Source organism: Halomonas sp. LES1, from assembly GCF_031846005.1.
GTDB lineage: Bacteria > Pseudomonadota > Gammaproteobacteria > Pseudomonadales > Halomonadaceae > Halomonas.
This window is the reverse complement of sequence record NZ_JAVRGC010000002.1, coordinates 106,712-132,124: the sequence shown is the minus strand read 5'-3', so window position 1 is coordinate 132,124 and position 25,413 is coordinate 106,712. Positions and strand designations below refer to the sequence as shown.

Below are 25,413 nucleotides of genomic sequence, written 5' to 3'. Positions count from 1 at the left end.
CATGCCCCCATTTCCCGCCAACGCAGTGACCTGAGAGATCTACGCCCTATGTCCCAAACGCCCAAGATTATCTACACGTTCACCGACGAGGCGCCTGCGCTGGCGACCCACTCGCTGCTGCCGATCATCGACGCCTACACGGACGCCGCCGGCATCGAAGTGGAAACCCGCGACATCTCCCTGGCCGCCCGCGTTCTCTCCCAGTTCCCCGACTACCTGGCAGAGGACCAGCGTGTAGAGGATCACCTGGCCGAACTGGGTGCCCTGGCCAAGACTCCTGAAGCCAACATCATCAAGCTGCCCAACATCAGCGCCTCCATGCCCCAGCTCCGAGCCACCATCAAGGAGCTGCAGAGCCAGGGCTACGCCCTTCCGGACTACCCGGACGAGCCCGGCACCGAAGAAGAGCAGGACATCAAGGCACGCTACGCCAGGGTCATGGGCAGTGCCGTCAACCCGGTGCTGCGCGAGGGCAACTCGGACCGTCGTGCCCCCAAGGCGGTCAAGGAGTATGCCCGCAAGTACCCCCACCATATGGGGGAGTGGAGCCAGGCCTCGCGCAGCCACGTCTCGCACATGCATGGAGGCGACTTCTACGATGGCGAGAAGTCGATGACGCTGGACCGTGCGCGTGATGTGAAGATGGAGCTGATCACCGAGAGCGGCGAGACCATCGTGCTCAAGCCCCACGTCTCGCTGCTCGAGGGCGAGGTCATCGACAGCATGTTCATGAGCAAGAAGGCGCTGCTCGCGTTCTACGAGCGGGAGATCGAGGACGCGCGCAAGACCGGCGTGATGTTCTCGCTGCACGTCAAGGCGACCATGATGAAGGTCTCGCACCCCATCGTGTTCGGCCACTGCGTGCGGATGTTCTACAAGGAAGCCTTCGAGAAGCACGGTGAGCTGTTCGACAAGCTGGGCGTCGACGTCAACAACGGCATGGCCAACCTCTACGACAGGATCGAGACCCTGCCCGAGGCCCAGCGCGACGAGATCATCCGCGACCTTCACGCCTGTCACGACGAGCGCCCCGAGCTTGCGATGGTCGACTCGGCACGCGGCATCACCAACTTCCACTCGCCCAGCGACGTGATCGTCGATGCCTCGATGCCCGCCATGATCCGCGCCGGCGGCAAGATGTACGGCGCCGACGGCCGCCTCAAGGACGTCAAGGCGGTCATGCCTGAGTCCACCTTCGCCCGCATCTACCAGGAGATGATCAACTTCTGCAAGTGGCATGGCGCCTTTGACCCCGCCACCATGGGCACCGTACCCAACGTCGGCCTGATGGCCCAGAAGGCGGAGGAGTATGGCTCCCACGACAAGACCTTCGAGGTCCCGGCGGCGGGCGTCGCCAACATCACCGACCTGGAGACCGGCGAAGTGCTGCTGTCACAGCAGGTGGAAGAAGGTGACATCTGGCGCATGTGCCAGGTCAAGGATGCGCCGATCCGTGACTGGGTCAAGCTCGCCGTGGAGCGCTGCCGTGACTCCGGCATGCCGGCGGTCTTCTGGCTCGACCCCTATCGTCCCCACGAGAACGAGCTGATCAAGAAGGTCAGGACCTACCTCGCGGAGCACGACACCGAGGGTCTGGATATCCAGATCATGTCCCAGGTCCGCGCCATGCGCTACACCCTCGAGCGCCTCATTCGCGGCCTCGACACCATCTCGGTGACCGGCAACATCCTGCGCGACTACCTGACCGACCTCTTCCCGATCCTCGAGCTCGGCACCAGCGCCAAGATGCTCTCCATCGTTCCTCTGATGGAGGGTGGCGGCCTGTTCGAGACCGGCGCCGGCGGCTCCGCACCGAAGCATGTACAGCAGCTCCTCGAGGAGAACCACCTGCGCTGGGACAGCCTCGGCGAGTTCCTTGCCCTGTGTGCCTCCCTGGAGCACCTCGCCAAGCAGTTCGGCAACGAGCGTGCGACGCTGCTGGCCGATGCCCTGGACAAGGCGACCGGTGAATTCCTCGAGAGCAACAAGTCACCCTCGCGCAAGGTGGGCGAACTGGACAACCGCGGCAGCCACTTCTACCTGGCGCTGTACTGGGCCGAGGCCCTGGCCGCCCAGGACCAGGACGCCGGCCTCAAGGAGCTCTTCGGCCGCCTGGCCGAGACCCTCAAGGCCAACGAGGAGACCATCCTCGAGGAGCTCAACGGTGTGCAGGGTCAGCCGGTCGATATCAAGGGCTACTACCACCCCGATGCCGACCTGGCGCGCTCCGTCATGCGTCCCAGCAAGACGCTGAACGAGGCCCTGGCGATGGTCGCCAAGGGCTGAGCCACCGCCACACGGTGACTCGCCGCCCTATCCTATCTATCGGTACGAACCTATAGGGATGGGGCGGATGACGCTTCGGCTCCCTTCCGCCCTCCGGTGGAGGGGAGCCGTCGCGTTATGGCAGCAGTCACCACGGCATCAGGCACTCGGCCTCAGAGGAGCTGCCATGAACCTGTACCTGCTCCACAAGCCCTACCGCATGCTCTCGCAGTTCACCGACCGTGCTCCACCGTCGGGGGAGCGTCGCGCCACCCTGGCCGACGTGATCAACGTGCCCGGGATCTATCCCGCCGGCCGCCTCGACCACGATTCGGAGGGATTGCTGCTGCTCAGCGACGATGGGGAGCTGATCCACCGCATCAGTCATCCACGCCACAAGCAGGCCAAGGTCTACCGCGTGCAGGTAGAGGGTGACCCCGGTGATGTGGCCCTGCAGGCGCTACGCCAGGGCGTCGAGCTCGGCGACGGCATGACGCTGCCCGCCAAGGTTCGTCGCCTGACAGAGAGCGGACTCGCCGAACGCGATCCACCGCTGGACCCCAGGCGCCACCCCGTCACGACCTGGCTGGAACTGACCATCCACGAGGGGCGCAACCGGCAGGTACGCCGGATGACGGCCCATGTCGGCCACCCCACCCTGCGCCTGGTTCGGGTAGCCATCGGTCCCTGGCGACTCGATGACCTGGCGCCGGGAGAGTGGCGCCGCGAGACGTTACATGCCCCAGCCGCAGCGGCAAAACGACACCGCCATGGGCGAACCCGCGACCCACGCGGTGGACCTCCCGGGCGGCGACCCGGCGACAAGCGAGGAGGCAGACGATGAGCCGCTGGCACCCCTATGTGACCGTGGCCTGCGTGGTGGAACGCGCCGGCGCCTTCCTGATGGTGGAAGAGGATCGCGGCGGGCCTCAAACGCTGTTCAACCAGCCCGCCGGCCACCTGGAACCCGGTGAACGCATTCGCGATGCCGCCCTGCGCGAGGTGGAGGAAGAGACCGCCTGGCGGGTCGGCATCAGCGACTACCTGGGCATGTACATCCTCGAGACCCCGGATGGCCTCACCTTTCACAGCCATGCCTTCCTGGGCATGGCACTGGCATACATGGGCCATGAGCCCGACCCCGCCATCCTCGCCGTGCACTGGCTGACCCTGGAGCAGATCGAGGCGCTGGAGCGCGAGGGAAGACTCAGAAGCCCCCTGGTACTGCGGCGCATCCGTGACGCCCTGGCCGGCAAGTTCTATCCGATGGACGTCATTCACGAGCGCTGACCCGCGGAGTCAGGGCTATCGCAGTTAGCTTGGTAGCTCCGTAGCCGGGGCTGATCTGGCGACAAGCCCCGGGGCGCCGGACCGACGAGGAGGCGCTGTAAATACCTCCCTGTACGCTACCTCGGCCGTCCCTGGTCCTCGGACCTCCTCTTCGGCTTGTCCCCAGCGCCCCTTGCTTTCGGTGACTGCGATATCCCTGGCGCCGAGTGCCTCTCTTCGAGCTTCCCGCTCGATTCAGGTATAATCTCGCCCCATTTATGTCTCACCGATTTCGAGGGCGCCCATGACCGCCACCCCAGACAAGGTGATCGTCGGCATGTCCGGCGGCGTCGACTCCTCCGTATCGGCTCTGCTGCTGCTCGAGCAGGGCTACCAGGTCGAAGGCCTGTTCATGAAGAACTGGGACGAGGACGACGGTACCGAATACTGCACCGCCAAGGAGGACCTGGCGGACGCCGAGGCCGTGTGCCAGAAACTCGGCATCCTCCTGCACACCGCCAACTTCGCCGCCGAGTACTGGGACAACGTCTTCGAGCACTTCCTGGCCGAGTACCAGGCCGGGCGGACACCCAATCCGGACATCCTCTGCAACCGCGAGATCAAGTTCAAGGTGTTCCTGGAGTACGCCGAGATGCTGGGCGCCGAGAAGATCGCCACCGGCCACTATGTTCGTGAGGGGCAGGTTCGCGGTCATCTCGACGGCGACGACCGGCCGCGGCTGCTCAAGGGGCTCGATCCCAACAAGGATCAGAGCTACTTCCTGCACGCCGTGCCCGAGGCCGCCATCGCCCGCACCCTGTTCCCGGTGGGTGAGCTTGCGAAGCCCGAGGTGCGCGCCATCGCCGAGCGCCACGACCTGATCACGGCACGCAAGAAGGATTCGACCGGCATCTGCTTTATCGGCGAACGCCGCTTTCGCGACTTCCTCCAGCAGTACCTGCCGGCGCAGCCTGGGGTAATCGAGACCCCGGAGGGCGAGGTGATCGGCGAGCATATGGGCCTGATGTACTACACCCTCGGCCAGCGCCAGGGGCTTGGCATCGGCGGACTGGCCAATCACCCCGACGCGCCCTGGTACGTGGCCGCCAAGGACCTTGAGCGCAACGTGCTGATAGCCGTTCAGGGCAAGCATCATCCGCTGCTCTACACCGACACCCTGGCCACCGAACCCATGGAGTGGGTAGCCGGCGTGGCACCGGCAACCAGGGGCCGGCTCACCGCCAAGACCCGCTATCGTCAGGCCGACGTGCCCTGCACCTTCCAGAGCCGGGAGGATGGCAGCGTGGAGGTGGTATTCGATGACCCCCAGCGCGCGGTGACGCCGGGGCAGTCGCTGGTCCTCTACGATGGCGAGATCTGCCTCGGTGGTGGCGTCATTCGTGATGCCTGGAATGCCGCGGAGGTGGCCTCATGAGCGCCTCCACCCCGATCCACCGCGTTCCGAATGACCCGACGACACGTCAGGCCCTGGCCCTGGCCGGGGTCTTCCAGGCGGCCGGCCAGGTCGACGAGCTGGCACGCACCGGTCAGGTCGACCCCCGCGCCTGGGACACCCTGATCCGCGCCACCCTGGACACCAACCCCGACAGCTTCGAGGCGATCTACGGCGGCCACCCCAACAACCTGCGTCGTGGCCTCGAGGCGCTCGAAGGGGTGGTCGGCCGCAAGCAGGCCAACCCGGTGGTTCTGCGCTATGGCTTCACACTGCTGCTGCTGATGAACAAGCTGCGCCAGAACACGGCGATGATGGATGCCCTCGGCGAGAAGCTGACCCGTATCCAGGGCCAGGCCGAGCACTTCGGCGACACCCACGAGAACGTCATCGCCAGCCTCGGCGAGGCCTACCAGGAGACCCTCTCCACCTTCAAGACCCGTATCGTTGTCCAGGGCGACCCCTCGCTGCTGCAGAGTCGCATGATGCCGGAGCGGGTGCGCGCCTGCCTGCTGGCCGGCATCCGCTTCGCCCTGCTGTGGCACCAGCAGGGCGGCCGCCGCTGGAAGCTGATCGTTCAGCGCGGCGCCCTGAAGAAATCCCTGGACCGGCTCGCCTGAGCCGCCTACCCCCTACGATGCTCAACGCCTTCACGAATCGGAATATGCCCATGCAAGCCCAGTCCCAGCTGCCCCTGTCCGCTCTCACCGCCCTCTCCCCCGTCGACGGCCGTTACGGCACCAAGGCCGAGCGCCTGCGCGAACACTTCAGCGAGTTCGGCCTGATCCGCGCTCGGGTCATCGTCGAGATCCGCTGGCTGCAGCGCCTGGCCGAACAGCCCGGCATCACCGAGGTTCCGCCGCTCTCCGCCCAGGCCACCGCCTTCCTCGAAGCGCTGATCCGCGACTTCTCCGTTGAGGATGCCGAGCGCATCAAGACCATCGAGCGCACCACCAATCACGACGTGAAGGCGGTGGAGTACTTCCTGAAGGAGCGTATCGCCGAGGTGCCGGAGCTGCACGCCGTCAGCGAGTTCGTTCACTTCGCCTGTACCAGCGAGGATATCAACAACCTCTCCCATGGGGTGATGCTGAGCGACGGCCTCGAGACCCTGCTGCCGACCATGCACGAGGTGGCCGACCAGATCGCCCGCCTGGCGCATGAGCATGCCGACCTGCCGATGCTCTCGCGTACCCACGGCCAGACGGCAAGCCCCACCACCCTGGGCAAGGAGATGGCCAACGTCGCCTACCGCCTGCGCCGCCAGCTGAAGCAGATCGAAGGCGTCGAGATCCTCGGCAAGATCAACGGCGCGGTGGGCAACTACAACGCCCATCTGACCACCTACCCCGAGGTGGACTGGCAGGCCAACGCCCGCACCTTCGTCGAGGGCCTGGGGCTGACCTTCAACCCCTTCACCACCCAGATCGAACCCCACGACTACATCGCCGAGCTGTTCGATGCGGTGTGTCGCTTCAACACCATTCTTGTCGACTTCGATCGCGACATCTGGGGCTATATCTCGTTGGGCTACTTCAAGCAGAAGACCGTCGAGGGCGAGATCGGCTCCTCGACCATGCCCCACAAGGTCAACCCCATCGACTTCGAGAACTCCGAAGGTAACCTCGGGCTCGCCAATGCGATTCTCGGCCACCTGGCCCAGAAGCTGCCCATCTCGCGCTGGCAGCGCGACCTCACCGACTCCACGGTACTCAGGAACCTTGGCGTTGGCCTGGCCTACGGCCTGATCGCCTACGAGGCATCGCTCAAGGGTATCGGCAAGCTCGAGGCCAACCCGACGCGCCTCGCCGAGGATCTCGATGCCAGCTGGGAGGTGCTCGCCGAGCCGATCCAGACGGTGATGCGCCGCTACGGCATCGAAAAGCCCTACGAGAAGCTCAAGGAGCTGACCCGCGGCAAGCGCATCGACCAGGCCGGCTTCGCCGCCTTCATCGATACACTGGAGCTGCCCGCCCCCGTGAAGGCCGAGCTCAAGGCGCTGACCCCGGGCACCTATATCGGCAATGCCGCCGAGCAGGCGAGAAGCCTATGAGCCCCGAGACCCCGCTCACCATGCTCGGCGATCTGACCCGCGCCGAATTCCTGCGCGACTACTGGCAGCAGAAGCCGGTGCTGATTCGCGGCGCCTTCCCCGACTTTCAGTGCCCGCTCTCGCCCGACGAGCTGGCCGGGCTCGCCTGCGAGGAGGGCATCGAGGCCCGTCTGGTCGAGGAGCATGGCCGCGACGAGCAGGGCCAGGCACACCCCTGGCGGGTCACTCATGGCCCCTTCAGTGATGCGACCTTCGCGGCTCTCCCCGACCGCGACTGGAGCCTGCTGGTGCAGGCGGTGGACCACTATGTGCCCGAGGTAGCGGAGCTGCTTGAGCGCTTCACCTTCCTTCCCCGCTGGCGCCTCGACGACATCATGATCAGCTACGCACCGCCGGGCGGTAGCGTCGGCCCCCACGTCGACCAGTATGATGTCTTCCTGCTTCAGGGCATGGGGCGTCGCCGCTGGCAGCTGGGCGGTCGGGTCGCCGACGATGCCTCCATCATCCCCGGCATCGATCTGCGCATTCTCGAGAACTTCACGGTGGAACCAGGCGATGACTGGGTGCTGGAGCCCGGCGACATGCTCTACCTGCCACCGGGCTGGGCCCACCATGGCGTCAGCCAGTCCGACGACTGCCTGACCCTCTCGGTGGGCTTCCGCGCCCCCTCGGCCGACGAGTCGCTGGCCTCCTTCGCCGACTTCCTGGGTGACAAGCTCCCCGATTCGCTGCGCTACTCCGACGCCGGCATGACGCCACCCAATGATCCCGGCGAGCTCGACGATGCCGCCATCGAGCGCATGCGCCATCTCCTCCTCGACACCCTGGACGATCCCGCGCGTATCGCCCAGTGGTTCGGTCGTGTCATGACCCAACCGAAGTATGTCGATCAGCTGGTGCCCAATGAGGAGCCCACCGACCCGGCCGAGCTTGTCGCCGCACTACAGCAGGGCGAGGAGCTGCTGCGCAGCCCGGGATCACGCCTGGCCTGGCGGGACCTCGGCGAGGGTCGTGCCACGCTGTTCGCCGACGGCGACGGCGCCGAGTGTGAACTTCCATTGGCCCGCCTGGTCGCCTCGGAGGCGCCGCTGGATGCCGAGGTCCTGGCTCACGAAGGCGCCGCCATACTCCTCGCCGCCCTCCTCGATGCCGGAAGCCTGGCCTGGGCAAGCGAGCTCGAGGAGTAATGCTCAAGGAGCCACAAGGCACAAGGCCATCCATGGCTCGCCAGGAGATGTCATGACGCAACGGGAAGTCGTGAAGGTACGCGAAGGAAGCTGGGAGACGCTCGGGCCCGAGGCGTCCGAGATTCGCCGTGTGGTCTTTATTGAGGAGCAGGGCGTCTCCCGGCAGGAGGAGTGGGATGGCCGCGATGAGGAGTGCCGTCACTTCCTGGCCTTGTGGAACGATCTGCCCGTGGGCACCGCCCGGCTGCTGCCCGATGCCCATATCGGCCGGGTGGCGGTGCTTGCGAACGCCCGTGGCCTGGGGGTCGGCGTCGCGCTGATGCGCGCCGCCATTGAGGCGGCACGCCGTCAAGGCCAGCCCGCCGTGGAACTGGCCGCCCAGACCCACGCCCTCGCCTTCTACACTCGGCTGGGTTTCGAGGCCCACGGACCGGAGTTTCTCGACGCCGGCATCCCCCACCGCAACATGCGCCTCTCCCTCCGCGACCGCTGAGTCGTCCTCTTCACACGAAAAACCACTACAGGAAAGCCCCCGCAAGGGGGCGCCGTGTAGTCGGGTTACAACGCTTCCTTACCCAAAGGGGCGATTGTTGCAGCGCATCGTCATGGGCCATAGTGCTGACCAAGGCGAATCAACGAGCGTTTGTTGACGGGGCACTTCATCGCCGCCCCCTCGCACTCGCTCCAGTTTGCTCAGCCTTGGACCAAGGCAGCAGAGACAGACTGCCTTCGAACGATGACTCTGCAATGTCTTCGCAGGTGCAGCATCATCGAACATCGGCAAGCGACCGATCCCCAGCGATCACCCCTGAGAGAGGATGGCCCCATGTCATACCAGGAAGATATCAAGGCACTGTCCCAGCTTCGTGAAGCCATGCAGGGCAAGTGGGCGGATATCAGCCCCGAGAACGCCGCCCGCATGCGTGCCCAGAACCGCTTCAAGACCGGCCTGGACATCGCCAGGTACACCGCGACGATCATGCGCGACGACATGGCGGCCTACGACGCCGACAGCGCCAAGTACACCCAGTCGCTGGGCTGCTGGCACGGCTTCATCGGTCAGCAGAAGATGATCTCCATCAAGAAGCATTTCGGCACCACCAAGGGCCGCTATCTCTATCTCTCCGGCTGGATGGTCGCCGCCCTGCGCTCCGAGTTCGGCCCGCTGCCCGACCAGTCCATGCACGAGAAGACCTCGGTTTCGGGTCTGATCGAGGAGCTCTACACCTTCCTGCGCCAGGCCGATGCCTGGGAACTCAACCACCTGTTCCGGGCGCTTGAAGAGGCCAAGCAGGCCGGTGACAGCGCCAAGGTGAACGAGCTGGAAAAGGCGATCGACAACCACGAGACCCATGTGGTGCCGATCATCGCCGATATCGACGCCGGTTTCGGCAATGCCGAGGCCACCTACCTGCTGGCCAAGCAGATGATCGAGGCGGGCGCCTGCTGTATCCAGATCGAGAACCAGGTCTCCGACGAGAAGCAGTGCGGCCACCAGGACGGCAAGGTCACCGTGCCCCATGAGGACTTCCTGGCCAAGATCAACGCCGTTCGCTATGCCTTCCTGGAGCTCGGCGTCGACGACGGGGTCATCGTGGCGCGCACCGACTCCCTGGGCGCCGGCCTGACCCAGAAGATCGCCGTGACCAACGAACCGGGCGACCTGGGCGATCAGTACAACAGCTTCCTCGATGGCGACGTTATCGAGAAGGCAGAGGACATCAACAACGGCGATGTCGTCATCAAGCAGAATGGCAGGCTGGTCAAGGTCAAGCGCCTGGCCTCCGGCCTCTACCAGTTCAAGCCGGGTACCGGCGAAGACCGTGTCGTGCTGGACTGCATCACCAGCCTGCAGAACGGTGCCGACCTGATCTGGATCGAGACCGAGAAGCCCCATGTCGGCCAAATTGCCGGCATGGTGAACCGTATTCGCCAAGCGGTGCCCGATGCCAAGCTGGTCTATAACAACTCGCCGTCCTTCAACTGGACACTGAATTTCCGCCAGCAGGTGTTCGATGCGTGGCAGGAAGAGGGCAAGGACGTCTCCGCCTACGACCGCGCCAAGCTGATGAGCCCGGAGTACGACGACACCGAACTCGCCAAGCTGGCCGACGAGTGGACCCGCAACTTCCAGCGCGATGCCTCTCGCGACGCCGGGATCTTCCACCACCTCATCACCCTGCCGACCTACCACACCGCGGCACTCTCCACCGACAGCCTGGCCAAGGGCTACTTCGGCGATGAGGGCATGCTGGCCTACGTGGAGGGCGTGCAGCGCCGCGAGATCCGCGAGGGCATCGCCACCGTCAGGCACCAGGACATGGCAGGCTCCAACATCGGTGATGACCACAAGGAGTTCTTCCACGGCGACGCGGCCCTCAAGGCCGGTGGCAAGGACAACACCATGAACCAGTTCTAGCCCAATTTAACGGCTGAACGGCTGATACAGAAGAAAATCCAGGGGAGGCGATACGCCTCCCCTTTTTCATGTCCGGACGCTCTGCCACAAGCCGCCGTCACCCCAGCCGGGAACTACACGACACATCCTCTGGCGGGCTAGAATTGACAGCAAGCACCCGATTGGCACTGCAGGGCTATCGCAGTTACCGAACCAAGGGGCTCTGGGGATAAGCCGAAGAGGGGGGCCTACGCCAGGGAAGGCGTCGGTAGCGCCCATGGAGGGGTTCATAGCGCCCCCTTATAGGCTTGTCGCCAGATCAGCCCCGAGCTATCGAGCAGCCAGGCTATCTGCGATAGCCCTGCTCGGCACTGGCCATGTATGGCAACGCGAGGTAGACTTCGGCCTAATAGAACACTGTTCCCTTACACCACGGGGTGTCTCGAACGGTGGATTCCCGCTCAATGCCCCAGGAGGTCCAGCATGATTCCCATGAAACGTCTTCTCCCCGTACTTGCCATCGGTGCGCTGACGCTGACCGGTTGCGCCAACACCGCCTCCATGGGCGGCAACGTCTACAGCAGCAATCAGGTCGGTGCCGAGCAGACCGTGCGCTTCGGCACCATCCAGGCCCTGCGCCAGGTCCAGGTGCAGGCCGACAGCCGTGCAGGCGGCATCCTCGGCACCGGCGGCGGTGCCGTGATCGGTGGCCTGCTGGGCAACCAGGTCGGCGGCGGCTCCGGTCGCACCCTGGCCACCGCGGCTGGCGCCATCGCCGGCAGCGTAGCGGGCAGCAAGATCGAGGAGTCTGCCAACCGGGTCACCGCCTGGGAGATGGAGATTCGTCGCGACGACGGCATGAACATCGTGGTGGTGCAGAAGGCCGACCAGGCCTTTCAGGTCGGCCAGCGCGTGCGTCTGATCGGCAGCGGACGCAATGTCAGCGTCGCCCCCTACTGATGACTCTTGGTCAGTGGCTCTGACCTGATCGACATCTCCTGACGAGAAAGGCCCGCGGATCAATACCGCGGGCCTTTCTCGTGGGGCAACCAGCTCGTGGGGCAACCGGCAAGCTGGCGAGTCGCCAGTGTAGCCGGCTGGCTCGGCCGCTTAGTGGAAGTCCACCTTGTTCATCGCCCAGCTGCCCAGCTTGACGCCAATCACTGCCAGCAGAACCAGCAGGATGACGGTCATCAGAACATCCACGGGGCGCACCAGGGCGGTCGCACCGAGCACGGCCAGGGCCAGGCTCCAGACCACGCCGTTGTCACCGCCGGTCTTCATCGGCTGGGGCAGCATGCCGTCGAGCGATGCGCTCAGCGAGGGCCAGCGCTTGAGGGAAAGAAAGAGGATCGCAGCAAAGGCAATCAACCAGATCACGACTTGAGCCATGGAGGTCTCCGGGTATCGATTGAGTTACATGGGGGATTCGGGTGGCCGCTAGGTTAGCCTCGCCACCGTGGTGACGCAAGCATCCAAGGGGCGCCCCGACACGCGTGAACACGACTCAGGATGAAGCCGCCAATCCTGAAAATGCCCCATTGCCCCTGACAGCATCGAGCCTGTCGCGTTACCATGCCGCTGACATGCACTCACCGAAAGGTTCTTCAATAATGCAAATTGCGCAGAATTCCGTTGTCGCGTTCCACTACACCCTGACCAACGACGCAGGTGAAGTGCTGGACAGCTCGGAAGGCCGCGAGCCGCTGACCTATCTCCACGGCGCCGGCAACATCATTCCGGGCCTCGAAAAGGAGCTCGAAGGCCGCGCCGCCGGCGACAAGCTCAATGCCACCGTGACACCCGCAGAGGGCTACGGCGAGAAGCAGGAGCAGCTGGTGCAGGAAGTACCGCGTGATGCCTTCCAGGGTGTCGAGAGCATCGAGCCCGGCATGCAGTTCCAGGCCCAGACCGAGGGCGGTCCGCTGATGGTCACCGTGACCCAGGTCAGCGGCGACACCGTCACCGTCGACGGCAACCATCCTCTGGCCGGCCAGACCCTGAACTTCGACGTCGAGGTCGCCTCGGTGCGTGAAGCCAGCGAAGAGGAAGTCGAGCACGGCCACGTGCACGGCGAGGGCGGCCACGAGCACTAAGCTCATCCACGACCGTTATCGCATCACAAGGGGCAGCCGATCGGCTGCCCCTTTTTCATGGCGAATTTACATGCTCATGGCGAATTTACCTGGCGAACGGCATGTCAGAGGCCGGCCTCTCCATCCAGTCGCCGTCGCCACAGGAAACCGGCGATGGTCAGCGTCACGCCTAGCACCAGCCAGGAGCCCAGCACCACCCCCCTCCAGCCGTACAGGTTCCAGAACGGCTCCAGCCAGAAGACCCCCAGGCTGGCCCCGGTATAGTAGAACACCAGATAGAGCGCCGAGGCGCTGCCCCGAGCCTGCCGGGCATGGCGCCCCACCCAGCTGGAGGCCATGGAGTGGGCGACGAAGAACCCAAAGGCATTGAGGGTCAACCCCAGCAGGATCAGCAGCAGGCTGTCGGCCAGGGTGACCAGGGTCCCCGCCATGAAGATGGCGATACCCACCATCATGCAGGCCGGCTGGGAGAGGTGGCGCACCAGCCGTCCGGAGAGCGATGAGCCCAGGGTGCCGCCCAGATAGGTCAGAAATATCAGTCCCAGCAGGGTCGACCCCAGATTGAAGGGGGGCGCGGCCATCCGGAAGGTGATGTAGCTGTACTGATTGATGAAGATCAGGAAGTTGAGTCCACCCAGCAGATAGGCCGAAAGCAGGAGCGGATTGCCCAGATGGGCACGAAGATCCGCGAGGGCACCGCTCAATTCGAAGCGCCGCGGCGTGAATCCCCGCGCCGGGGGCAACAGCCTCCAGAACACCGCCACCCCCACCAACGTGATCAGCCCCACCGCCAGGAAAGCGGCGGCGCTGCCTCCCAGCTCGGCCATGCCACCCCCGACCACGCGACCACTGATGCCGCCCAGGGTATTGGCGCCGATATAGAGCCCCACGGCGGCCAGCATCGCCTCCGGCTCGAACTCATCCCCCATCCAGGCGATGGCGACCGCTGGCAGCCCGCCCAGCACGAAGCCCTGCAACAGACGCAGTACCAGCAGGATCTCGAAGCTGGGTGCCAGGGCCAGGGCCAGAGAGAGCCCTCCCGCCGCCAGCAGAGTGACCCGCATGATGCCGGCACGGCCGATGGCATCCGATAGCGGGCCGAAGACCAGCAGCGAGGCCGCCAGCGACAGCGTCGCCACCGACATCACAAGCCCTACCACCATGGTCGAGACACCATGAGCCTCGCGCAGGTCAGGCAGCAGTGGCTGAGGGGCATAGAGATTGATGAAGACCAGCAGAGAGCCCAGGCTCAATGCCAGAGTCGCACGCCACCAGGCGGCACTGCGTATCTGAATCATGAGGTTTCCTGAACGCCGGGCGCCGCCCCTCAGGCGTCGACGTCGGACAGCAGTCGCTGGGCCAGATGGCTCGGCGCCAAGGCACGCCGTGCCTGCCAGTAGTAACGACGCCAGTAGCTGTTATTCAGCTTCGAGATCATCACGCCCCGGGACGAAGAAGCATGCAGGAAGCGGCCATCGCCAATATAGATGCCGACGTGACGATAGATGCCAGGCGGTCGGAAGAACACCAGATCCCCCGGGGCCAGTTCGTCACGCGAGACGGGGCGACCCTCATGCGCCTGCTCACCGGTGGTGCGCGGCAGGGAGAGCCGAAAGGTCTCGGCGAAGACATTCTGCACCAGCGCCGAGCAGTCGACCCCATGCCGGGAGGAGCCACCCAGGCGGTAGGGCGTGCCCTCCCAACGCTCATGCTGAGCCAGCAGGGCCTGACGAACCAGGGCGGGAGGCGGATTGCCGAGTCGGCGCGCCTCGAGGATCGGGTTGTCCACCGGTGACATCATGGGATCCCACCCGCCAGGCAGTCCCGGCAGGTCCCGGGCGAAATAGGGGTCGCCAGCATCGCGAGAAGCGTTCAGCGAAGACGTCGAGGCACAGCCGGTCAGCACGGCCAATGACACGACAACCAGCAAGGCACGATAGGGAGTGACAGCCATAGGATAACAACCTCTTCCCTGAGCCGCTTGCGCCGGCTTCCATGGGCCGGTAGGGGAAAACAACACTATGGCAGTACCACCGGCCAGTATCGGTAGCACTGCCATAGCAGCCTGTCAGCGACTCACTGTGATAAAGGGGCTCCCGACAGGTAGAGCCCTGTATTCGATGCCACGACTATAAACCAGCAACGCCCAGCTGGCGACCTCGGTCCCGCGTCACGCTTCACGCTTTAGTGCAGCAGGCGTGAGTCTCCCGGCAGCGTATCGATATGCATCGGCGCCCAGTGGCGTGGCCGTGCACCGGGGAACTCCAGGCTGGCCCAGGGACCCGCCAGCGGGGGGGCAGCGCTGAGCCAGGCCACCAGCGCCTGGCGCAGGCCGGCCAGGAAGCTCTCCCGTTCCGGCGTCTCTCCCATGAAGAACGAGAAGCCCGCATAGAATCCCCGGGCGTAGGCCTCCCAACCCGAGTAGTGAGACGCCGCGAGAGCATGGGCACGCTCCAGCACCCGGCCGAAGTCCGCCGCCTCCAGCCACCCCAACTGGCGGCCGGCGACCGCCAGATCCACCGCCTGGGCCAGATCCCAGGCGATCAGGTCGGTGTCATTGCAGCCATCCTCGTTATCGCGAACCCGCTGCAGACGCAGCAGATGGGTACGCTCCTCCTCGCTGCACTCGCCACTCTCCAGGGTGGCGATCTCCGAGGCGAGGCGTGCCGCGTTGAGGGTGTATGGGGCATAGTTGATCTGATACTCCTGGCGATCGCCACTCTCCAGCAGGAAGTCCAGGAACTCGACCAGCTCCTCGGCGGAGTGCAGCGCATAGTGACCATCGACCCACTCGCGAATGGCCACCGCCTCACGCTCGCTCTCACGATGGGGCAGGCTCTAGGGTGGGCTGTTGAGCGGTCCCACCAGCGACAGCGCGGTAAACTGCGACAGCCTCGGGCGCGGGCCCGGCTCGTGCCACTCGTCGACCCGCCAGTCGAGCCAGTGGAACAGGCTGCCGGGGTCCTCCAGGTGCCAGCGAATCTCCAGGGCGAGTGTCGGCTGCCCCTCCTCCGGCAGCAGCGAGTCCCAGCAGATCCAGGCCTCCAGCAGGCGCCGGGCATCCGGATAGAAACGACACAGCGAGCCTCGCAGCGCCTCGGCCAGTGCCGCCAGGCCCTCGGCGTCGAAGGCTTCACTGTCGAAGGCCATCTGCAGATAGAAGGCGTACTTCTCGGCCATATGAACGGTGGCAGCATGTCGGCTGGCCTGGCGCAGGGCATTACGCTGGGCAAGGGCACCCGGCTCCGGTCGTCCGAAGGGGGTCTCGGCAGGCGGCAGTGCCCCGTGGGAGGCATCGGCGGCGAGCTGATTCAGGTGGTGGGCCTCGGCCGGCAGCCAGTAGCGCACCAGCGCCTCGACCCCCTCGTCGGGGTAGAGGTCGAGATGTTCGGCCAGGTAGCTGCGCGCATCGGCACGCCGCGCCGATGTGACGGGCAGTGACACCCCCTGACGCACGGCAAGCTCCGGTTCACGCACCGAGGCCAGCGCCAGCACCCAGTGCCGGGCATCGGCACGCCAGCCACGCATCGCCTCCCGGGCAGATGCCATCAGGGTGTCATCCACCAGCCCCTGCAAGGGCACTCGCCAGGGACTCAACGGCGACTGCAGCAGAAGCCGCCAGTCGGCCTCGAAGGCACCCAGCAGATCGCGCCCCTCGAACAGGCTGCGACCACGCTGGAAGCCCCTGGCCAGCGCCGACCAGTCGCTGTAGCGATGCTGCACCAGGTCGGCGGCATGCAGGGCGAAGGCCTCCGCCTCCCCGTCCTGCAGCCAGCCTAGACAAGCCCCCGCCCAGGCCAGGTCGACCAGTCGCAACCAGTCCCAGGCGGCCCACTCCAGCGGCTCTCCCTGCTCCAGGAACATCAGCAGGGTTCGACCATAGCGTCGCTCCCCCGCCTCCAGCCCATCGCACCAGGCACGGCGTGCATCGGGATCGAGAGCCAGCAGCCGCGTGGCATCGAGGTCCCAGCCCTGTCGATCCCCCTGGGCACCCAGCCACAGCAGGACCCGAATCAGGTCGTCCCGACCGTGCACCTGCCAGTCCTCGGCGAGCCACTCGGCCACGCCCGCCCAGTCATGCTCACCGGCAGGCAGTGTCAGCACCGGGGCAAGGCCGGCGCGCAGCCGCCATGCCATGGCACCACCGTCGCACGGCCAGAGCACCTCGGGACGATCATGTACCGCCAGCCACTCGCCGAGGCGCTCCCAAGTGATGCCATCCCCCTCGTGCTCGAGAGCCGCCAGGGCGTCACAGGCCTCCGCGAAACCATCGTCACCACGCACCCAACCATCGGCACTGCGCGCTCGACGCAGCGCCTCCAGCCAGGCATCCAGGTCACGATGGTGGGCGACGATCTCACCGGTCAACCAGTGCGCCCAGGCTCGCGCCTGACTCCGCTCCAGCCACCCCGCGGCACCGGCCAGTGCCGCCAGTTCCAGTGCCGCCAGCAGCCTTGCCGGGTCGGCATCGGCACCGCCGATGTCCAGGGACTCCAGCAGCCGCCAGCCGAGCTCGCCGCGATCCGGCACCGCCAGGGTCGACAGGCGCGCACGGGCGTCCTCGGGTGCCACGCTGAACGGGTCGGGATCGAAGGCCCAGTCACACAGCACCAGCTGCTGGGCCCACCAGGCGTTCAGGAGATCGATCAAGGCTCACCTCGAAATCGGGTCGCAAGGGCCGCACGCGGCGGCGGAGTGAAACGGCGTGCCCGCCATTGGACGCCATAAGGTCCATGGCACCATGATTTAAGGCGCCATGATTTTAGGCGCCATAGTGTAACGGAAAGCGTCTCCAACGCCGATGGCTGGTGCCATTTTTCCCCTTCCCCGGTCCTCTCGGTGCCCGATGCCGGGGCACGACAGGCTTGGCGAAGCGTTTTAAATAATGCACACTGCGTAAAATAAGTCGACATACCCCTCTGGAGGACCCATGGCAGAGCTGCCCGATATCCTGATTCCTAAGGCCTTTATCGCCGGCGAGTGGCGCGACGGTGAAGCATCCTACGCGGTCACCGACCCGGCCAGTGGCGAGGTGCTGGCCGAGGTGCCCGACCTTGGCGCCGACGCCACCCGTGAGGCCGTGGCCGCCGCCGATGCAGCCTGGCCGGCCTGGAAGAAGCGCACCGCCAAGGAGCGGGCCAATCTGCTGCGCGCCTGGTACGACGCCATCATGGACCACCAGGAGGTCCTGGCACGGCTGATGACACTGGAGCAGGGCAAGCCCCTGGCCGAGGCCCGCGGCGAGGTGGCCTACGGCGCCTCCTTCGTGGAGTTCTATGCCGAGGAGGCCAAGCGCGTGGCCGGCGAGACCCTGCCCAGCCACGGTGTCGACAAGCGTATCCTGGTGTTCCGCGAGCCCATTGGCGTGGTCGCCGCCATCACGCCCTGGAACTTCCCGCTGGCGATGATCACCCGCAAGTGTGCCCCGGCCCTGGCCGCCGGCTGTCCGGTGGTCATCAAGCCCGCCGAGGCGACGCCGCTTACCGCCCTGGCCGTGGTGCGCCTGGCCGAGCTGGCCGGCTTCCCCGCCGGGGTGATCAACGTGGTCACCGCCAGCCGCCCGGCCGAGGTCGGTGAGGTGCTGACCAGCGACTCTCGGGTGCGCAAGATCTCCTTTACCGGTTCCACCCCGGTGGGCAAGCGTCTGCTGACCCAGTGCGCCGGCACGGTCAAGAAGGCCTCCATGGAGCTGGGCGGCAATGCCCCCTTCATCGTCTTCGATGACGCCGACCTGGATGCCGCCGTCGAAGGCGCCATCGCCTCCAAGTACCGCAACTCCGGGCAGACCTGTGTCTGCACCAACCGCTTCCTGGTCCAGGACGGGGTCTATGACGCCTTCGTAGAGAAACTGGCCGCACGGGTCGCCGAGCTGCGCGTCGGCAGCGGCCTCGAGGAGGGCGTGGTGCAGGGGCCGCTGATCAACGCCGCCGCGGTAAAGAAGGTCGAGACGCACATCGCCGACGCCCTGGACAAGGGTGGTCGCCTGATGTGTGGCGGCAAGCCCCACGCCCTGGGTGGCACCTTCTTCGAGCCCACGGTAATCGCCGATGCCACCGAGGAGATGGCCGTGGCCCGGGAAGAGACCTTCGGTCCCCTGGCACCGGTGTTCCGCTTCGAAAGTGATGAGCAGGCCATCGCCATGGCCAACGCCACCGAGTTCGGCCTGGCGGCCTACTTCTATGCCAGCGACTATCGCCGCATCTGGCATGTCATGGAAGGCCTGGAGTATGGAATGGTCGCGGTGAACGAGGGCATCCTCTCCACCGAACTGGCCCCCTTCGGCGGTGTCAAGGAGTCAGGGCTGGGGCGTGAAGGGTCCCACCACGGCCTGGATGAGTTCACTGAACTAAAATACGTCTGTGTCGGCGGCCTGTGACGGCTCGCCCAACCACTATTCAGGAGGCAACATGACCAACGCAGAACTCAATCAGCTCAAGCAGCGCTATGTCGCCAGCGGTGCTGCCAGCCCCTCCGAGCAGTTCGCTGCCCGCGGCGAAAACGCCCTGCTCTGGGACGCCGAGGGCAATCGCATCATCGACTTCGCCGGCGGCATCGGCGTGCTCAACCTCGGCCATCGCCACCCCAAGGTGGTCGAGGCCGTCAAGGCACAGCTCGATCAGCTGATGCACACCTGCCAGACCGTCATCTCCTACGCTCCCTATGTGAAGCTGGCCGAGAAACTGTGTCAGCTCACGCCGGTGCGCGGTGAAGCCAAGACCATGCTGGTCAACTCCGGCGCCGAAGCGCTGGAGAATGCCGTCAAGGTCGCGCGTGCCGCCACCGGGCGCAGCGGCATCATCTGCTTCGACGGCAGCTTCCACGGCCGGAGCTTCATGACCCTGGCCATGACCGGCAAGGTGCTGCCTTACAAGAATGACTTTGGCCCCATGCCCGGCGATGTCTTCCGCGCTCCCTTCCCGGTGCCCTACCATGGCATCAGTGAAGAGGACTCCCTGAAGGCCCTCAAGACGGTCTTCAAGACCGATATCGCACCACACCGCACCGCGGCCATCGTCATCGAGCCGATTCAGGGTGAGGGGGGCTTCTACGCTGCCTCTCCCTCCTTCCTCAAGGCGCTTCGCGAGATCTGTGACGAGCACGGCATCCTGCTGATCGTCGACGAGGTGCAGTCCGGCTTCGCGCGCACCGGCAAGCTGTTCGCCCTGGAGCACAGCGGTATCGAGGCCGACATCATGACCATGGCCAAGAGCCTGGCAGACGGCATGCCCCTGTCGGCCGTGGTCGGTACCGGCTCGGTGATGGATGCCTCGGGCCCCAACTCCCTGGGCGGCACCTACAGCGGCAACCCCCTGGCCTGTGCCGCCGCCCTGGCGGTGATCGAGGCCATCGAGGAAGAGGATATCCTGGCCCGCAGCCGCACGCTCGGCGACAAGCTGGCCAAGCGCATGGCCGAATGGCAACAGGAGTTCGAGGCGGTGGACAATCCGCGCAACGTCGGCTCCATGGCGGCATTCGAGCTGGTGGCCGACAAGTCCTCACGCACGCCGGCACCAGAACTCGCCGCTGCCCTCTGCAAGAAGACCAAGGAGAAGGGCCTGATCCTGCTCGCCTGTGGCTTCTGGGGGAACTCCATCCGCTTCCTGATGCCGATCACCATCGAGGATGAACTGCTCGAGGAGGGCCTGGATATCGTCGAGGCCTCCCTCAAGGAGCTGGTAGGTCAGCCCGCGACTGCCTGATCGGCGCCTCACCCGTTCGACATCACCGCCCGGCCTTGCGCCGGGCGGTGTTCGTTCGGGCCTTGTCTTCCGTCGCCGCCCCCGGGAAGATGGCAGCGTCAACCACGAGACATGACCGTGATTCTGCGAACCCTTTCCCTGTTACGCTCCCTGCAGGGGGCCAGCCAGACCGCCGACCAGGCCCGCGGTACCGTCCAGCAGGCCAGCGACTATCGCTGGCTGCGCCATGAGCTCCGCCACGGCGTGCTCACCCGCAGCGATGCTCGCCTCGCCGACGGCACGCCGGCGGTGACCATCACCCTCGCCTACCCTGCCACGACCAGCCGAATGGCCGGCGGTAGCTGGCCGGCATCTCCCGCGGCTCGCGAACGCTGCCATGTCGCCGGCCAGCACGCCTGCCGGGCCGCCGGTGCCCCCGCCTACCGCACCCTGGAGAGTCTGTCCCGCGGGCTTGCCGAGGGCGGGATCGCCGTGCTGCGCGACGCCGCACGCTTTCAGTACCTGCTCGACCGCGATGCCCTCGGACTCGCCTGGTGCCGCCCCGAGGGCTTGCCGACAACCCTGTCGGCACGCCTGGTCGAGCCCGGCGCCGATACCGGCTGGTTACTGCTCGAGTTGCGGGTACCCGAGACCACACCCCCGCAACGCCTCTCCGGCGCCTGGCTGGACAGGTGTCTCGACCGCTACCGGCGCATCCTCCCCCGCCAGAACTAAATCGACCTTGGTCATAAGTCGACCTTGGTCTTAGCGCCTGGATCATGGCTAGCCGATACGCCATCCTTGTCCCGTGTTCGACATCCCTTCGGTGGTGGCAGGACGCCTCCACCGGGCGACAACTCGTGGCAGCCTTGTCCGGCTTCAGAAGCATGGCCCCGAGTGCGTGAGACCTCGAGCACGACAACGACAAGATGGCGCCGGCCATAGCACGGCGCCTGCACCAGCCAGGAGCAACAATCATGACCAAGTTACCCCCCGACACCAGGACCCGTGGCCTCCATGAGCTATACGCCGAGGACCCCGAGGCGGCAGACAAGCTGGTATGGAACCGTGAGGTCGACCCGGTATCCCGGCGTGGCTTTCTCAAGCGCTCGAGCATGCTGGCCATGGCGGCGGCGGTGGGTGGGTCCATCCCCTTTGCCGACAAGATGCCCGGCGGCCTGATCCCCGCGGCACTGGCCCAGAGCGACGAACCCTTCACCCTCGAGGGCAAGGAGGGACTGACCATCCTCAACGACCGGCCGATCAACGCCGAGACCCCTCCCCACCTGCTCGACGACGATATCACCCCCGCCAAGCACATGTTCGTGCGCAACAACGGCATTCCTCCTGCCCTGGAGAATATCGACGTCGATGCCTGGCAGCTCGAGATCGGGGGTGAGTCCTGCGAGAACCCGCAGAGCTTCTCGATCGCCGATCTCAAGGAAAAGTTCGAGCATCACACCTACCAGCTGCAGGTGGAGTGCGGAGGCAATGGGCGCAGCGAGTATGTGCCCTCGGCCAGCGGCAACCAGTGGACCACCGGCGCGGTGGCCTGCCCCACCTTTACCGGCGTGCGCCTGCGGGACGTTCTGGAGGCCTGCGGGATCAAGGACGATGCCGTCTACATCGGCTACTACGGTGCCGACATCCACGCCAGCGGCAACCCCGACAAGGACCCGATCTCCCGTGGGGTGCCCATGTCCAAGGCCCTGGAGGATGAGTCGCTGATCGCCTGGGCCATGAACGGCGAGGATATCCCCTATCTCAACGGCTACCCCCTGCGTGTGGTGTGCGGCGGCTGGCCGGGTTCGGTCTCGGGAAAGTGGCTCACGCGCATCGTGATCCGCGACCAGAAGCACGATGGCACCAAGATGAGCCCCCCCTCCTACAGCGTACCCAAGCACCCGGTGGCCCCGGGCAGCGTGGTGCCCGAGGAAGACTTCGTGACCATCGAGTCGATGCCGGTGAAGTCGCTGGTGACCTTCCCGAAGTCTGGGGTCGACCACGCCCTGGGCGAGACCATGACCGTCCGCGGCCACGCCTGGGCCGGCGACCTGGCCGTCAAGGAGGTGCATGTCTCCATCGACTTCGGTGCCACCTGGCAGAAGGCCGAGCTCAAGGCGGCGCCCAACCGCCTGGCCTGGCAGCGCTGGACCACATCCGTGGAGTTCCCCGAGCCCGGCTACTACGAGGTCTGGGCCAAGGCCACCGACGAGGAGGGCCGCGCTCAACCCATGGTCGTCCCCGGCTGGAACCCGAAGGGCTATCTCAACAACGCCTGCCATCGCATCGCGGTTCAGGTGGCCTAGGAGATACCATGAAACCTTTACACGCACTCGCCAAGCCGATGCTGGGAGCGCTCCTGCTGGCGCTTCCCGTGATGGGGGCGGCCCAGGAAACGGATCCGGAATCGGGATTGATCAAGGCCGAGGGGTGGCAGATGACCAAGGCCAACTGCACGGTCTGTCACTCCGCCAAGCTGGTGACCCAGAACAGCGGCACACGTGGCCACTGGGAGTCACTGATCCGCTGGATGCAGGAGACCCAGGGACTATGGGAGTTCCAGCCGGAAATGGAGAACGTCATCCTCGACTACCTGGCCGAGCACTATGGGCCCAAGGAGGATAGCCGCCGTCTGGCGCTGCCGCGCAACCTGATGCCGGACAACCCCTACCCCACGACCGCCGAATCCGGCTGAAGGCTGTTTGGTAACAACGTCCTGTACAACAGGCCCCTCCCGCGAGGGGCCTGTTGGCATGGAGAGGCCAGGAACCGCCGAGGCATCCGCATCGCCCCGTGGCGTCACCCTCTTCGCGTATCAGACGCTAACCCTGACCTCATACCCGGTGTACTTGCGCAGATTGATCACCCCGCTGTCGAGTATCAGGTACTGCCCCTTGAGGCCGAGCAGGATGCCCGACACCTCAGGCGTCTTGTCGAGGTTATGGGAGACCACCTTGGTGGGGTGCTCCAGCACCGGATAATCAAGCGTCACCGGCGCCTCATTCAGGACCCGGATGGCATCGGCGCCGAAGCGTTCCCGCAGGTTGGCGAGCCCCCTCTCGAGACGCGCCAGCAACCGGTCCCGCTCGGCGGGCAGGTCGAGCATGGCGGTCTCTCCCTTGAGCATGGCCCGCCAGTTGGTGCGGTCGGAGACCTCCTCCTTGAACAGCATCTCCACGAAGCCGGACTGCTGGCGAGTCTCCACCGCCATGATCGGCAGCGCCTGAACCGCCCCCTGGTCGAGCCAGCGGGTGGGCACCTGGGTACCACGGGTAATCCCTACCTTGAGGCCCGAGGCATTGGCCAGATAGACGATATGCGGCTGGAAGCAGTGACGCTCGGCCCACTCCGGCTCCCGGCAGGTACCCGCAAAGAAGTGACAGGTCTCCGGCTTGACGATACAGGTATCACACTGGGCGAGCCGCTTGAAGCAGGGGTAGCAGTAGCCCTGGGCAAAGCTCTTCTTCGTTGCACGCCCACAGTGGGTGCAGGCGATGGCGCCGCTCCAGGCAAGGGTCAGTGGCCGGCCCAGGCGCTCATTGAGCGCCAAACGCTGCTCGCCGGCCCGCAGGGTGTAGTGGGCCGGCTCGCCGCCCTGCCCCGGGACGATGCCCATCTTGGTCAGGCAGCCCTGCACCTCACTCGCCACGACCAGCGACTCAGTCACGACCGGCGTCCCGCGCCAGGCCGGCCAGCGCCGGGTCGACGTTCGCGCCACTGCTGGCCCCCCCGCAGGTGCGCCGCTCCAGGTAGCCGACGCGCTCGCTCTCCGGCACGTTGTTCTCCACCTCGTAACGCATCACCGCCTCGAGACAGAGTTCGGTCTGCTCGCGTGTCAGCAGGCGGCCGTCGGGCCACTTGCGCAGGGCGACCGCCTGCTTGAGGCTCTCGTAGATGGACGGGCTCATCTGCTGGATCATGCGCTCGAAGGTCATATCACTCATCGTAAGGTTCTCCAGGGAATCGATGCGTCAGCGCTGGTGGCGGGCGCGTCCGGAATGGTACCAGCCCAGGGCCAGGCCCACGACCAGGCCACCCAGGTGTGCCTCGTTGGCCACATTGCCGAAGCCTACCGTGGTTGCCATGTCCGTCATGGTGAAGAGCATCCAGCCCAGCATGAACACCACCAGCATCTGGGGCACGAAGAAGCCGCTGCCCGGGGCACGCCGAGACATCAGCCAGACATAGCCGAGCAGCGCGAAGTCAACGCCTGACATGCCACCGAACAGTGCCGTTCCGGCGGCATACTGAGCCAGGTTGGCACCGATGCCGGCGGCAAGCAGAATCGACAGCATGCGCCGACTCCCCTGCAGCGCCTCCACCTGGCGACCGAAGTACCATAGCCAGAGCATGTTGAAGATCAGGTGCATCCAGCCAAAGTGCAGGAAGGCGGGCGACAGCAGGCGCCACACCTGGCCCGAGGCCAGTACATCCGACAGGTTTCCCACCGACAGGGTGCCGGCCGGGCTGATTCCCAGCGGCACGATGGCCAGCAGTGCGATCACCAGATCACCGAATAGCGCCATGGCGGCAAACACCAGCAGGCAAAGCCCCAGGGTCGCGGTGGTCAGCGGGGCCTGACGCCACACCGACAGCAGTGCCCCGGACCGGTCAGAGCGGCGAGACGAGGTGTCGACAGTCATTGGCTCGCCACGTTGCCAGCGTCCCACCACCTCCAGCAGCGCCTCATGCTGGGCAGGGTCGGCCAGCCACAACAGCTGCCCCTCCTCCTCGGCAGTGATGCGATGGCCGATCCGCGCCGCCCAGAGGGCACGGCGCAGCTCACGGGTGTCGGCATCCACGGGCAGCAGCATCACGCGATACATGGCATTACCTCGGGGTTGGTGACCCGCCGCCGGCAAACACCCGGCGACCATGCATCAGAAATCCATGCATCAAAAAAGCATGTGTCAAACAACCATGCATAAAAAATCCGGCGGAGGGGGCCGCCGGACAAGAGCAAGGGATCATTCAAGGGAACACCTACTCTGATGGCGAATGGCGCCGGGA

The 25,413-nt window shown here is 65.7% G+C and carries 24 protein-coding genes; 16 read left to right on the top strand and 8 right to left on the bottom strand.

The window, feature by feature from the left end; translation table 11 throughout:
• Positions 1 to 48 precede the first annotated feature (48 nt).
• The 10 genes from RM463_RS04835 (at position 49) to RM463_RS04790 (ending at position 11,585) form a co-directional block, all read left to right on the top strand.
• A complete protein-coding gene (locus tag RM463_RS04835; protein WP_311429206.1) occupies positions 49 to 2,286 on the top strand; it encodes an NADP-dependent isocitrate dehydrogenase in 2,238 nt (745 codons plus the stop codon).
• Between the two features lie 166 nt (positions 2,287 to 2,452).
• Positions 2,453 to 3,109, top strand: coding sequence for a pseudouridine synthase (locus RM463_RS04830; RefSeq protein WP_311429205.1), 657 nt, complete (start codon positions 2,453 to 2,455; stop codon positions 3,107 to 3,109).
• Complete coding sequence (locus RM463_RS04825; RefSeq protein ID WP_311429204.1) at positions 3,106 to 3,555, top strand: NUDIX hydrolase; 450 nt, start codon at positions 3,106 to 3,108, stop codon at positions 3,553 to 3,555. The genes RM463_RS04830 and RM463_RS04825 overlap by 4 nt, the downstream gene beginning before the upstream one ends.
• Positions 3,556 to 3,838: 283 nt before the next feature.
• Positions 3,839 to 4,969 (top strand): tRNA 2-thiouridine(34) synthase MnmA, encoded by a 1,131-nt coding sequence (gene mnmA, locus RM463_RS04820; RefSeq protein ID WP_311429203.1) that lies wholly within the window; start codon positions 3,839 to 3,841, stop codon positions 4,967 to 4,969.
• Positions 4,966 to 5,607, top strand: a complete 642-nt coding sequence (gene hflD, locus RM463_RS04815; RefSeq protein WP_195687925.1) for a high frequency lysogenization protein HflD — start codon at positions 4,966 to 4,968, stop codon at positions 5,605 to 5,607. Before mnmA ends, hflD begins: the two co-directional genes overlap by 4 nt.
• Positions 5,608 to 5,675: 68 nt before the next feature.
• Positions 5,676 to 7,040 (top strand): adenylosuccinate lyase, encoded by a 1,365-nt coding sequence (purB, locus tag RM463_RS04810; protein ID WP_311429589.1) that lies wholly within the window; start codon positions 5,676 to 5,678, stop codon positions 7,038 to 7,040.
• Complete coding sequence (locus tag RM463_RS04805; RefSeq protein WP_311429202.1) at positions 7,037 to 8,227, top strand: cupin domain-containing protein; 1,191 nt, start codon at positions 7,037 to 7,039, stop codon at positions 8,225 to 8,227. Before purB ends, RM463_RS04805 begins: the two co-directional genes overlap by 4 nt.
• 52 nt (positions 8,228 to 8,279) lie before the next feature.
• Complete coding sequence (locus RM463_RS04800; RefSeq protein ID WP_311429201.1) at positions 8,280 to 8,720, top strand: GNAT family N-acetyltransferase; 441 nt, start codon at positions 8,280 to 8,282, stop codon at positions 8,718 to 8,720.
• A gap of 333 nt (positions 8,721 to 9,053) precedes the next feature.
• Positions 9,054 to 10,646, top strand: a complete 1,593-nt coding sequence (locus RM463_RS04795; RefSeq protein ID WP_311429200.1) for an isocitrate lyase — start codon at positions 9,054 to 9,056, stop codon at positions 10,644 to 10,646.
• Positions 10,647 to 11,117: 471 nt separating this feature from the next.
• Positions 11,118 to 11,585 carry a glycine zipper 2TM domain-containing protein gene (locus RM463_RS04790; RefSeq protein ID WP_311429588.1) on the top strand — a complete coding sequence of 156 codons (468 nt, stop codon included), beginning with the start codon at positions 11,118 to 11,120 and terminating at the stop codon, positions 11,583 to 11,585.
• A 150-nt stretch (positions 11,586 to 11,735) separates the two neighbouring features.
• Here the strand turns inward: RM463_RS04790 and RM463_RS04785 are convergent, their stop codons facing one another.
• Positions 11,736 to 12,017 carry a hypothetical protein gene (locus tag RM463_RS04785; protein ID WP_311429199.1) on the bottom strand — a complete coding sequence of 94 codons (282 nt, stop codon included), beginning with the start codon at positions 12,015 to 12,017 and terminating at the stop codon, positions 11,736 to 11,738.
• Between the two features lie 221 nt (positions 12,018 to 12,238).
• Here RM463_RS04785 and RM463_RS04780 point away from each other — a divergent pair, with 221 nt between their 5' ends.
• Positions 12,239 to 12,721: a peptidylprolyl isomerase gene (locus tag RM463_RS04780; protein ID WP_132044915.1), complete on the top strand. Its 483-nt coding sequence runs from the start codon at positions 12,239 to 12,241 to the stop codon at positions 12,719 to 12,721.
• A gap of 104 nt (positions 12,722 to 12,825) precedes the next feature.
• On the opposite strand, the gene RM463_RS04775 is transcribed toward RM463_RS04780, so the two are convergent.
• From RM463_RS04775 to RM463_RS04760, 4 genes are all read right to left on the bottom strand, one after another.
• Positions 12,826 to 14,019, bottom strand: coding sequence for an MFS transporter (locus tag RM463_RS04775; RefSeq protein WP_311429198.1), 1,194 nt, complete (start codon positions 14,017 to 14,019; stop codon positions 12,826 to 12,828).
• A gap of 29 nt (positions 14,020 to 14,048) precedes the next feature.
• Complete coding sequence (locus RM463_RS04770; protein WP_311429197.1) at positions 14,049 to 14,675, bottom strand: NlpC/P60 family protein; 627 nt, start codon at positions 14,673 to 14,675, stop codon at positions 14,049 to 14,051.
• 230 nt (positions 14,676 to 14,905) lie between these two features.
• Complete coding sequence (locus RM463_RS04765) at positions 14,906 to 15,526, bottom strand: DUF1266 domain-containing protein (protein ID WP_311429196.1); 621 nt, start codon at positions 15,524 to 15,526, stop codon at positions 14,906 to 14,908.
• A 33-nt stretch (positions 15,527 to 15,559) separates the two neighbouring features.
• Positions 15,560 to 17,371 carry a DUF1266 domain-containing protein gene (locus RM463_RS04760; RefSeq protein ID WP_311429195.1) on the bottom strand — a complete coding sequence of 604 codons (1,812 nt, stop codon included), beginning with the start codon at positions 17,369 to 17,371 and terminating at the stop codon, positions 15,560 to 15,562.
• 280 nt (positions 17,372 to 17,651) lie between these two features.
• Here RM463_RS04760 and RM463_RS04755 point away from each other — a divergent pair, with 280 nt between their 5' ends.
• The 5 genes from RM463_RS04755 (at position 17,652) to RM463_RS04735 (ending at position 23,098) form a co-directional block, all read left to right on the top strand.
• On the top strand, positions 17,652 to 19,097 hold the full coding sequence (locus RM463_RS04755) for an NAD-dependent succinate-semialdehyde dehydrogenase (RefSeq protein ID WP_311429194.1): 1,446 nt from the start codon (positions 17,652 to 17,654) through the stop codon (positions 19,095 to 19,097).
• A 31-nt stretch (positions 19,098 to 19,128) separates the two neighbouring features.
• Entirely contained in the window at positions 19,129 to 20,421 is a 1,293-nt protein-coding gene (gabT, locus tag RM463_RS04750; protein WP_195687226.1) for a 4-aminobutyrate--2-oxoglutarate transaminase, read from the top strand.
• 117 nt (positions 20,422 to 20,538) lie between these two features.
• On the top strand, positions 20,539 to 21,135 hold the full coding sequence (locus RM463_RS04745; RefSeq protein WP_311429193.1) for a hypothetical protein: 597 nt from the start codon (positions 20,539 to 20,541) through the stop codon (positions 21,133 to 21,135).
• A 242-nt stretch (positions 21,136 to 21,377) separates the two neighbouring features.
• Positions 21,378 to 22,709 (top strand): sulfite oxidase, encoded by a 1,332-nt coding sequence (locus tag RM463_RS04740; protein ID WP_311429192.1) that lies wholly within the window; start codon positions 21,378 to 21,380, stop codon positions 22,707 to 22,709.
• Between the two features lie 8 nt (positions 22,710 to 22,717).
• A complete protein-coding gene (locus RM463_RS04735) occupies positions 22,718 to 23,098 on the top strand; it encodes a hypothetical protein (RefSeq protein ID WP_229332856.1) in 381 nt (126 codons plus the stop codon).
• A 120-nt stretch (positions 23,099 to 23,218) separates the two neighbouring features.
• Here the strand turns inward: RM463_RS04735 and RM463_RS04730 are convergent, their stop codons facing one another.
• Genes RM463_RS04730 through RM463_RS04720 form a run of 3 tightly spaced genes read right to left on the bottom strand, consistent with a single transcriptional unit; the run spans position 23,219 to position 25,229 of the window.
• The gene (locus tag RM463_RS04730) at positions 23,219 to 24,019 is read right to left on the bottom strand and encodes a DUF2797 domain-containing protein (RefSeq protein WP_311429587.1); all 801 of its coding nucleotides are present in this window, start codon (positions 24,017 to 24,019) and stop codon (positions 23,219 to 23,221) included.
• A 43-nt stretch (positions 24,020 to 24,062) separates the two neighbouring features.
• The gene (locus RM463_RS04725) at positions 24,063 to 24,347 is read right to left on the bottom strand and encodes a YeaC family protein (protein WP_132044901.1); all 285 of its coding nucleotides are present in this window, start codon (positions 24,345 to 24,347) and stop codon (positions 24,063 to 24,065) included.
• A 27-nt stretch (positions 24,348 to 24,374) separates the two neighbouring features.
• Positions 24,375 to 25,229 carry a rhomboid family intramembrane serine protease gene (locus RM463_RS04720; RefSeq protein WP_195687222.1) on the bottom strand — a complete coding sequence of 285 codons (855 nt, stop codon included), beginning with the start codon at positions 25,227 to 25,229 and terminating at the stop codon, positions 24,375 to 24,377.
• Positions 25,230 to 25,413 lie beyond the last annotated feature (184 nt).

Coding starts and splice junctions, on each gene's coding strand:
- hflD (WP_195687925.1), top strand. CDS start 4,966: ATGAGCGCCTCCACCCCGATCCACCGCGTTCCGAATGACCCGACGACA.
- RM463_RS04825 (WP_311429204.1), top strand. CDS start 3,106: ATGAGCCGCTGGCACCCCTATGTGACCGTGGCCTGCGTGGTGGAACGC.
- RM463_RS04805 (WP_311429202.1), top strand. CDS start 7,037: ATGAGCCCCGAGACCCCGCTCACCATGCTCGGCGATCTGACCCGCGCC.
- gabT (WP_195687226.1), top strand. CDS start 19,129: ATGACCAACGCAGAACTCAATCAGCTCAAGCAGCGCTATGTCGCCAGC.
- RM463_RS04735 (WP_229332856.1), top strand. CDS start 22,718: ATGAAACCTTTACACGCACTCGCCAAGCCGATGCTGGGAGCGCTCCTG.
- RM463_RS04830 (WP_311429205.1), top strand. CDS start 2,453: ATGAACCTGTACCTGCTCCACAAGCCCTACCGCATGCTCTCGCAGTTC.
- RM463_RS04780 (WP_132044915.1), top strand. CDS start 12,239: ATGCAAATTGCGCAGAATTCCGTTGTCGCGTTCCACTACACCCTGACC.
- RM463_RS04795 (WP_311429200.1), top strand. CDS start 9,054: ATGTCATACCAGGAAGATATCAAGGCACTGTCCCAGCTTCGTGAAGCC.
- RM463_RS04800 (WP_311429201.1), top strand. CDS start 8,280: ATGACGCAACGGGAAGTCGTGAAGGTACGCGAAGGAAGCTGGGAGACG.
- RM463_RS04725 (WP_132044901.1), bottom strand. CDS start 24,347: ATGAGTGATATGACCTTCGAGCGCATGATCCAGCAGATGAGCCCGTCC.
- RM463_RS04775 (WP_311429198.1), bottom strand. CDS start 14,019: ATGATTCAGATACGCAGTGCCGCCTGGTGGCGTGCGACTCTGGCATTG.
- RM463_RS04835 (WP_311429206.1), top strand. CDS start 49: ATGTCCCAAACGCCCAAGATTATCTACACGTTCACCGACGAGGCGCCT.
- RM463_RS04755 (WP_311429194.1), top strand. CDS start 17,652: ATGGCAGAGCTGCCCGATATCCTGATTCCTAAGGCCTTTATCGCCGGC.
- mnmA (WP_311429203.1), top strand. CDS start 3,839: ATGACCGCCACCCCAGACAAGGTGATCGTCGGCATGTCCGGCGGCGTC.
- RM463_RS04790 (WP_311429588.1), top strand. CDS start 11,118: ATGAAACGTCTTCTCCCCGTACTTGCCATCGGTGCGCTGACGCTGACC.
- RM463_RS04730 (WP_311429587.1), bottom strand. CDS start 24,019: ATGGGCATCGTCCCGGGGCAGGGCGGCGAGCCGGCCCACTACACCCTG.
- RM463_RS04740 (WP_311429192.1), top strand. CDS start 21,378: ATGACCAAGTTACCCCCCGACACCAGGACCCGTGGCCTCCATGAGCTA.
- RM463_RS04720 (WP_195687222.1), bottom strand. CDS start 25,229: ATGTATCGCGTGATGCTGCTGCCCGTGGATGCCGACACCCGTGAGCTG.
- RM463_RS04770 (WP_311429197.1), bottom strand. CDS start 14,675: ATGGCTGTCACTCCCTATCGTGCCTTGCTGGTTGTCGTGTCATTGGCC.
- RM463_RS04785 (WP_311429199.1), bottom strand. CDS start 12,017: ATGGCTCAAGTCGTGATCTGGTTGATTGCCTTTGCTGCGATCCTCTTT.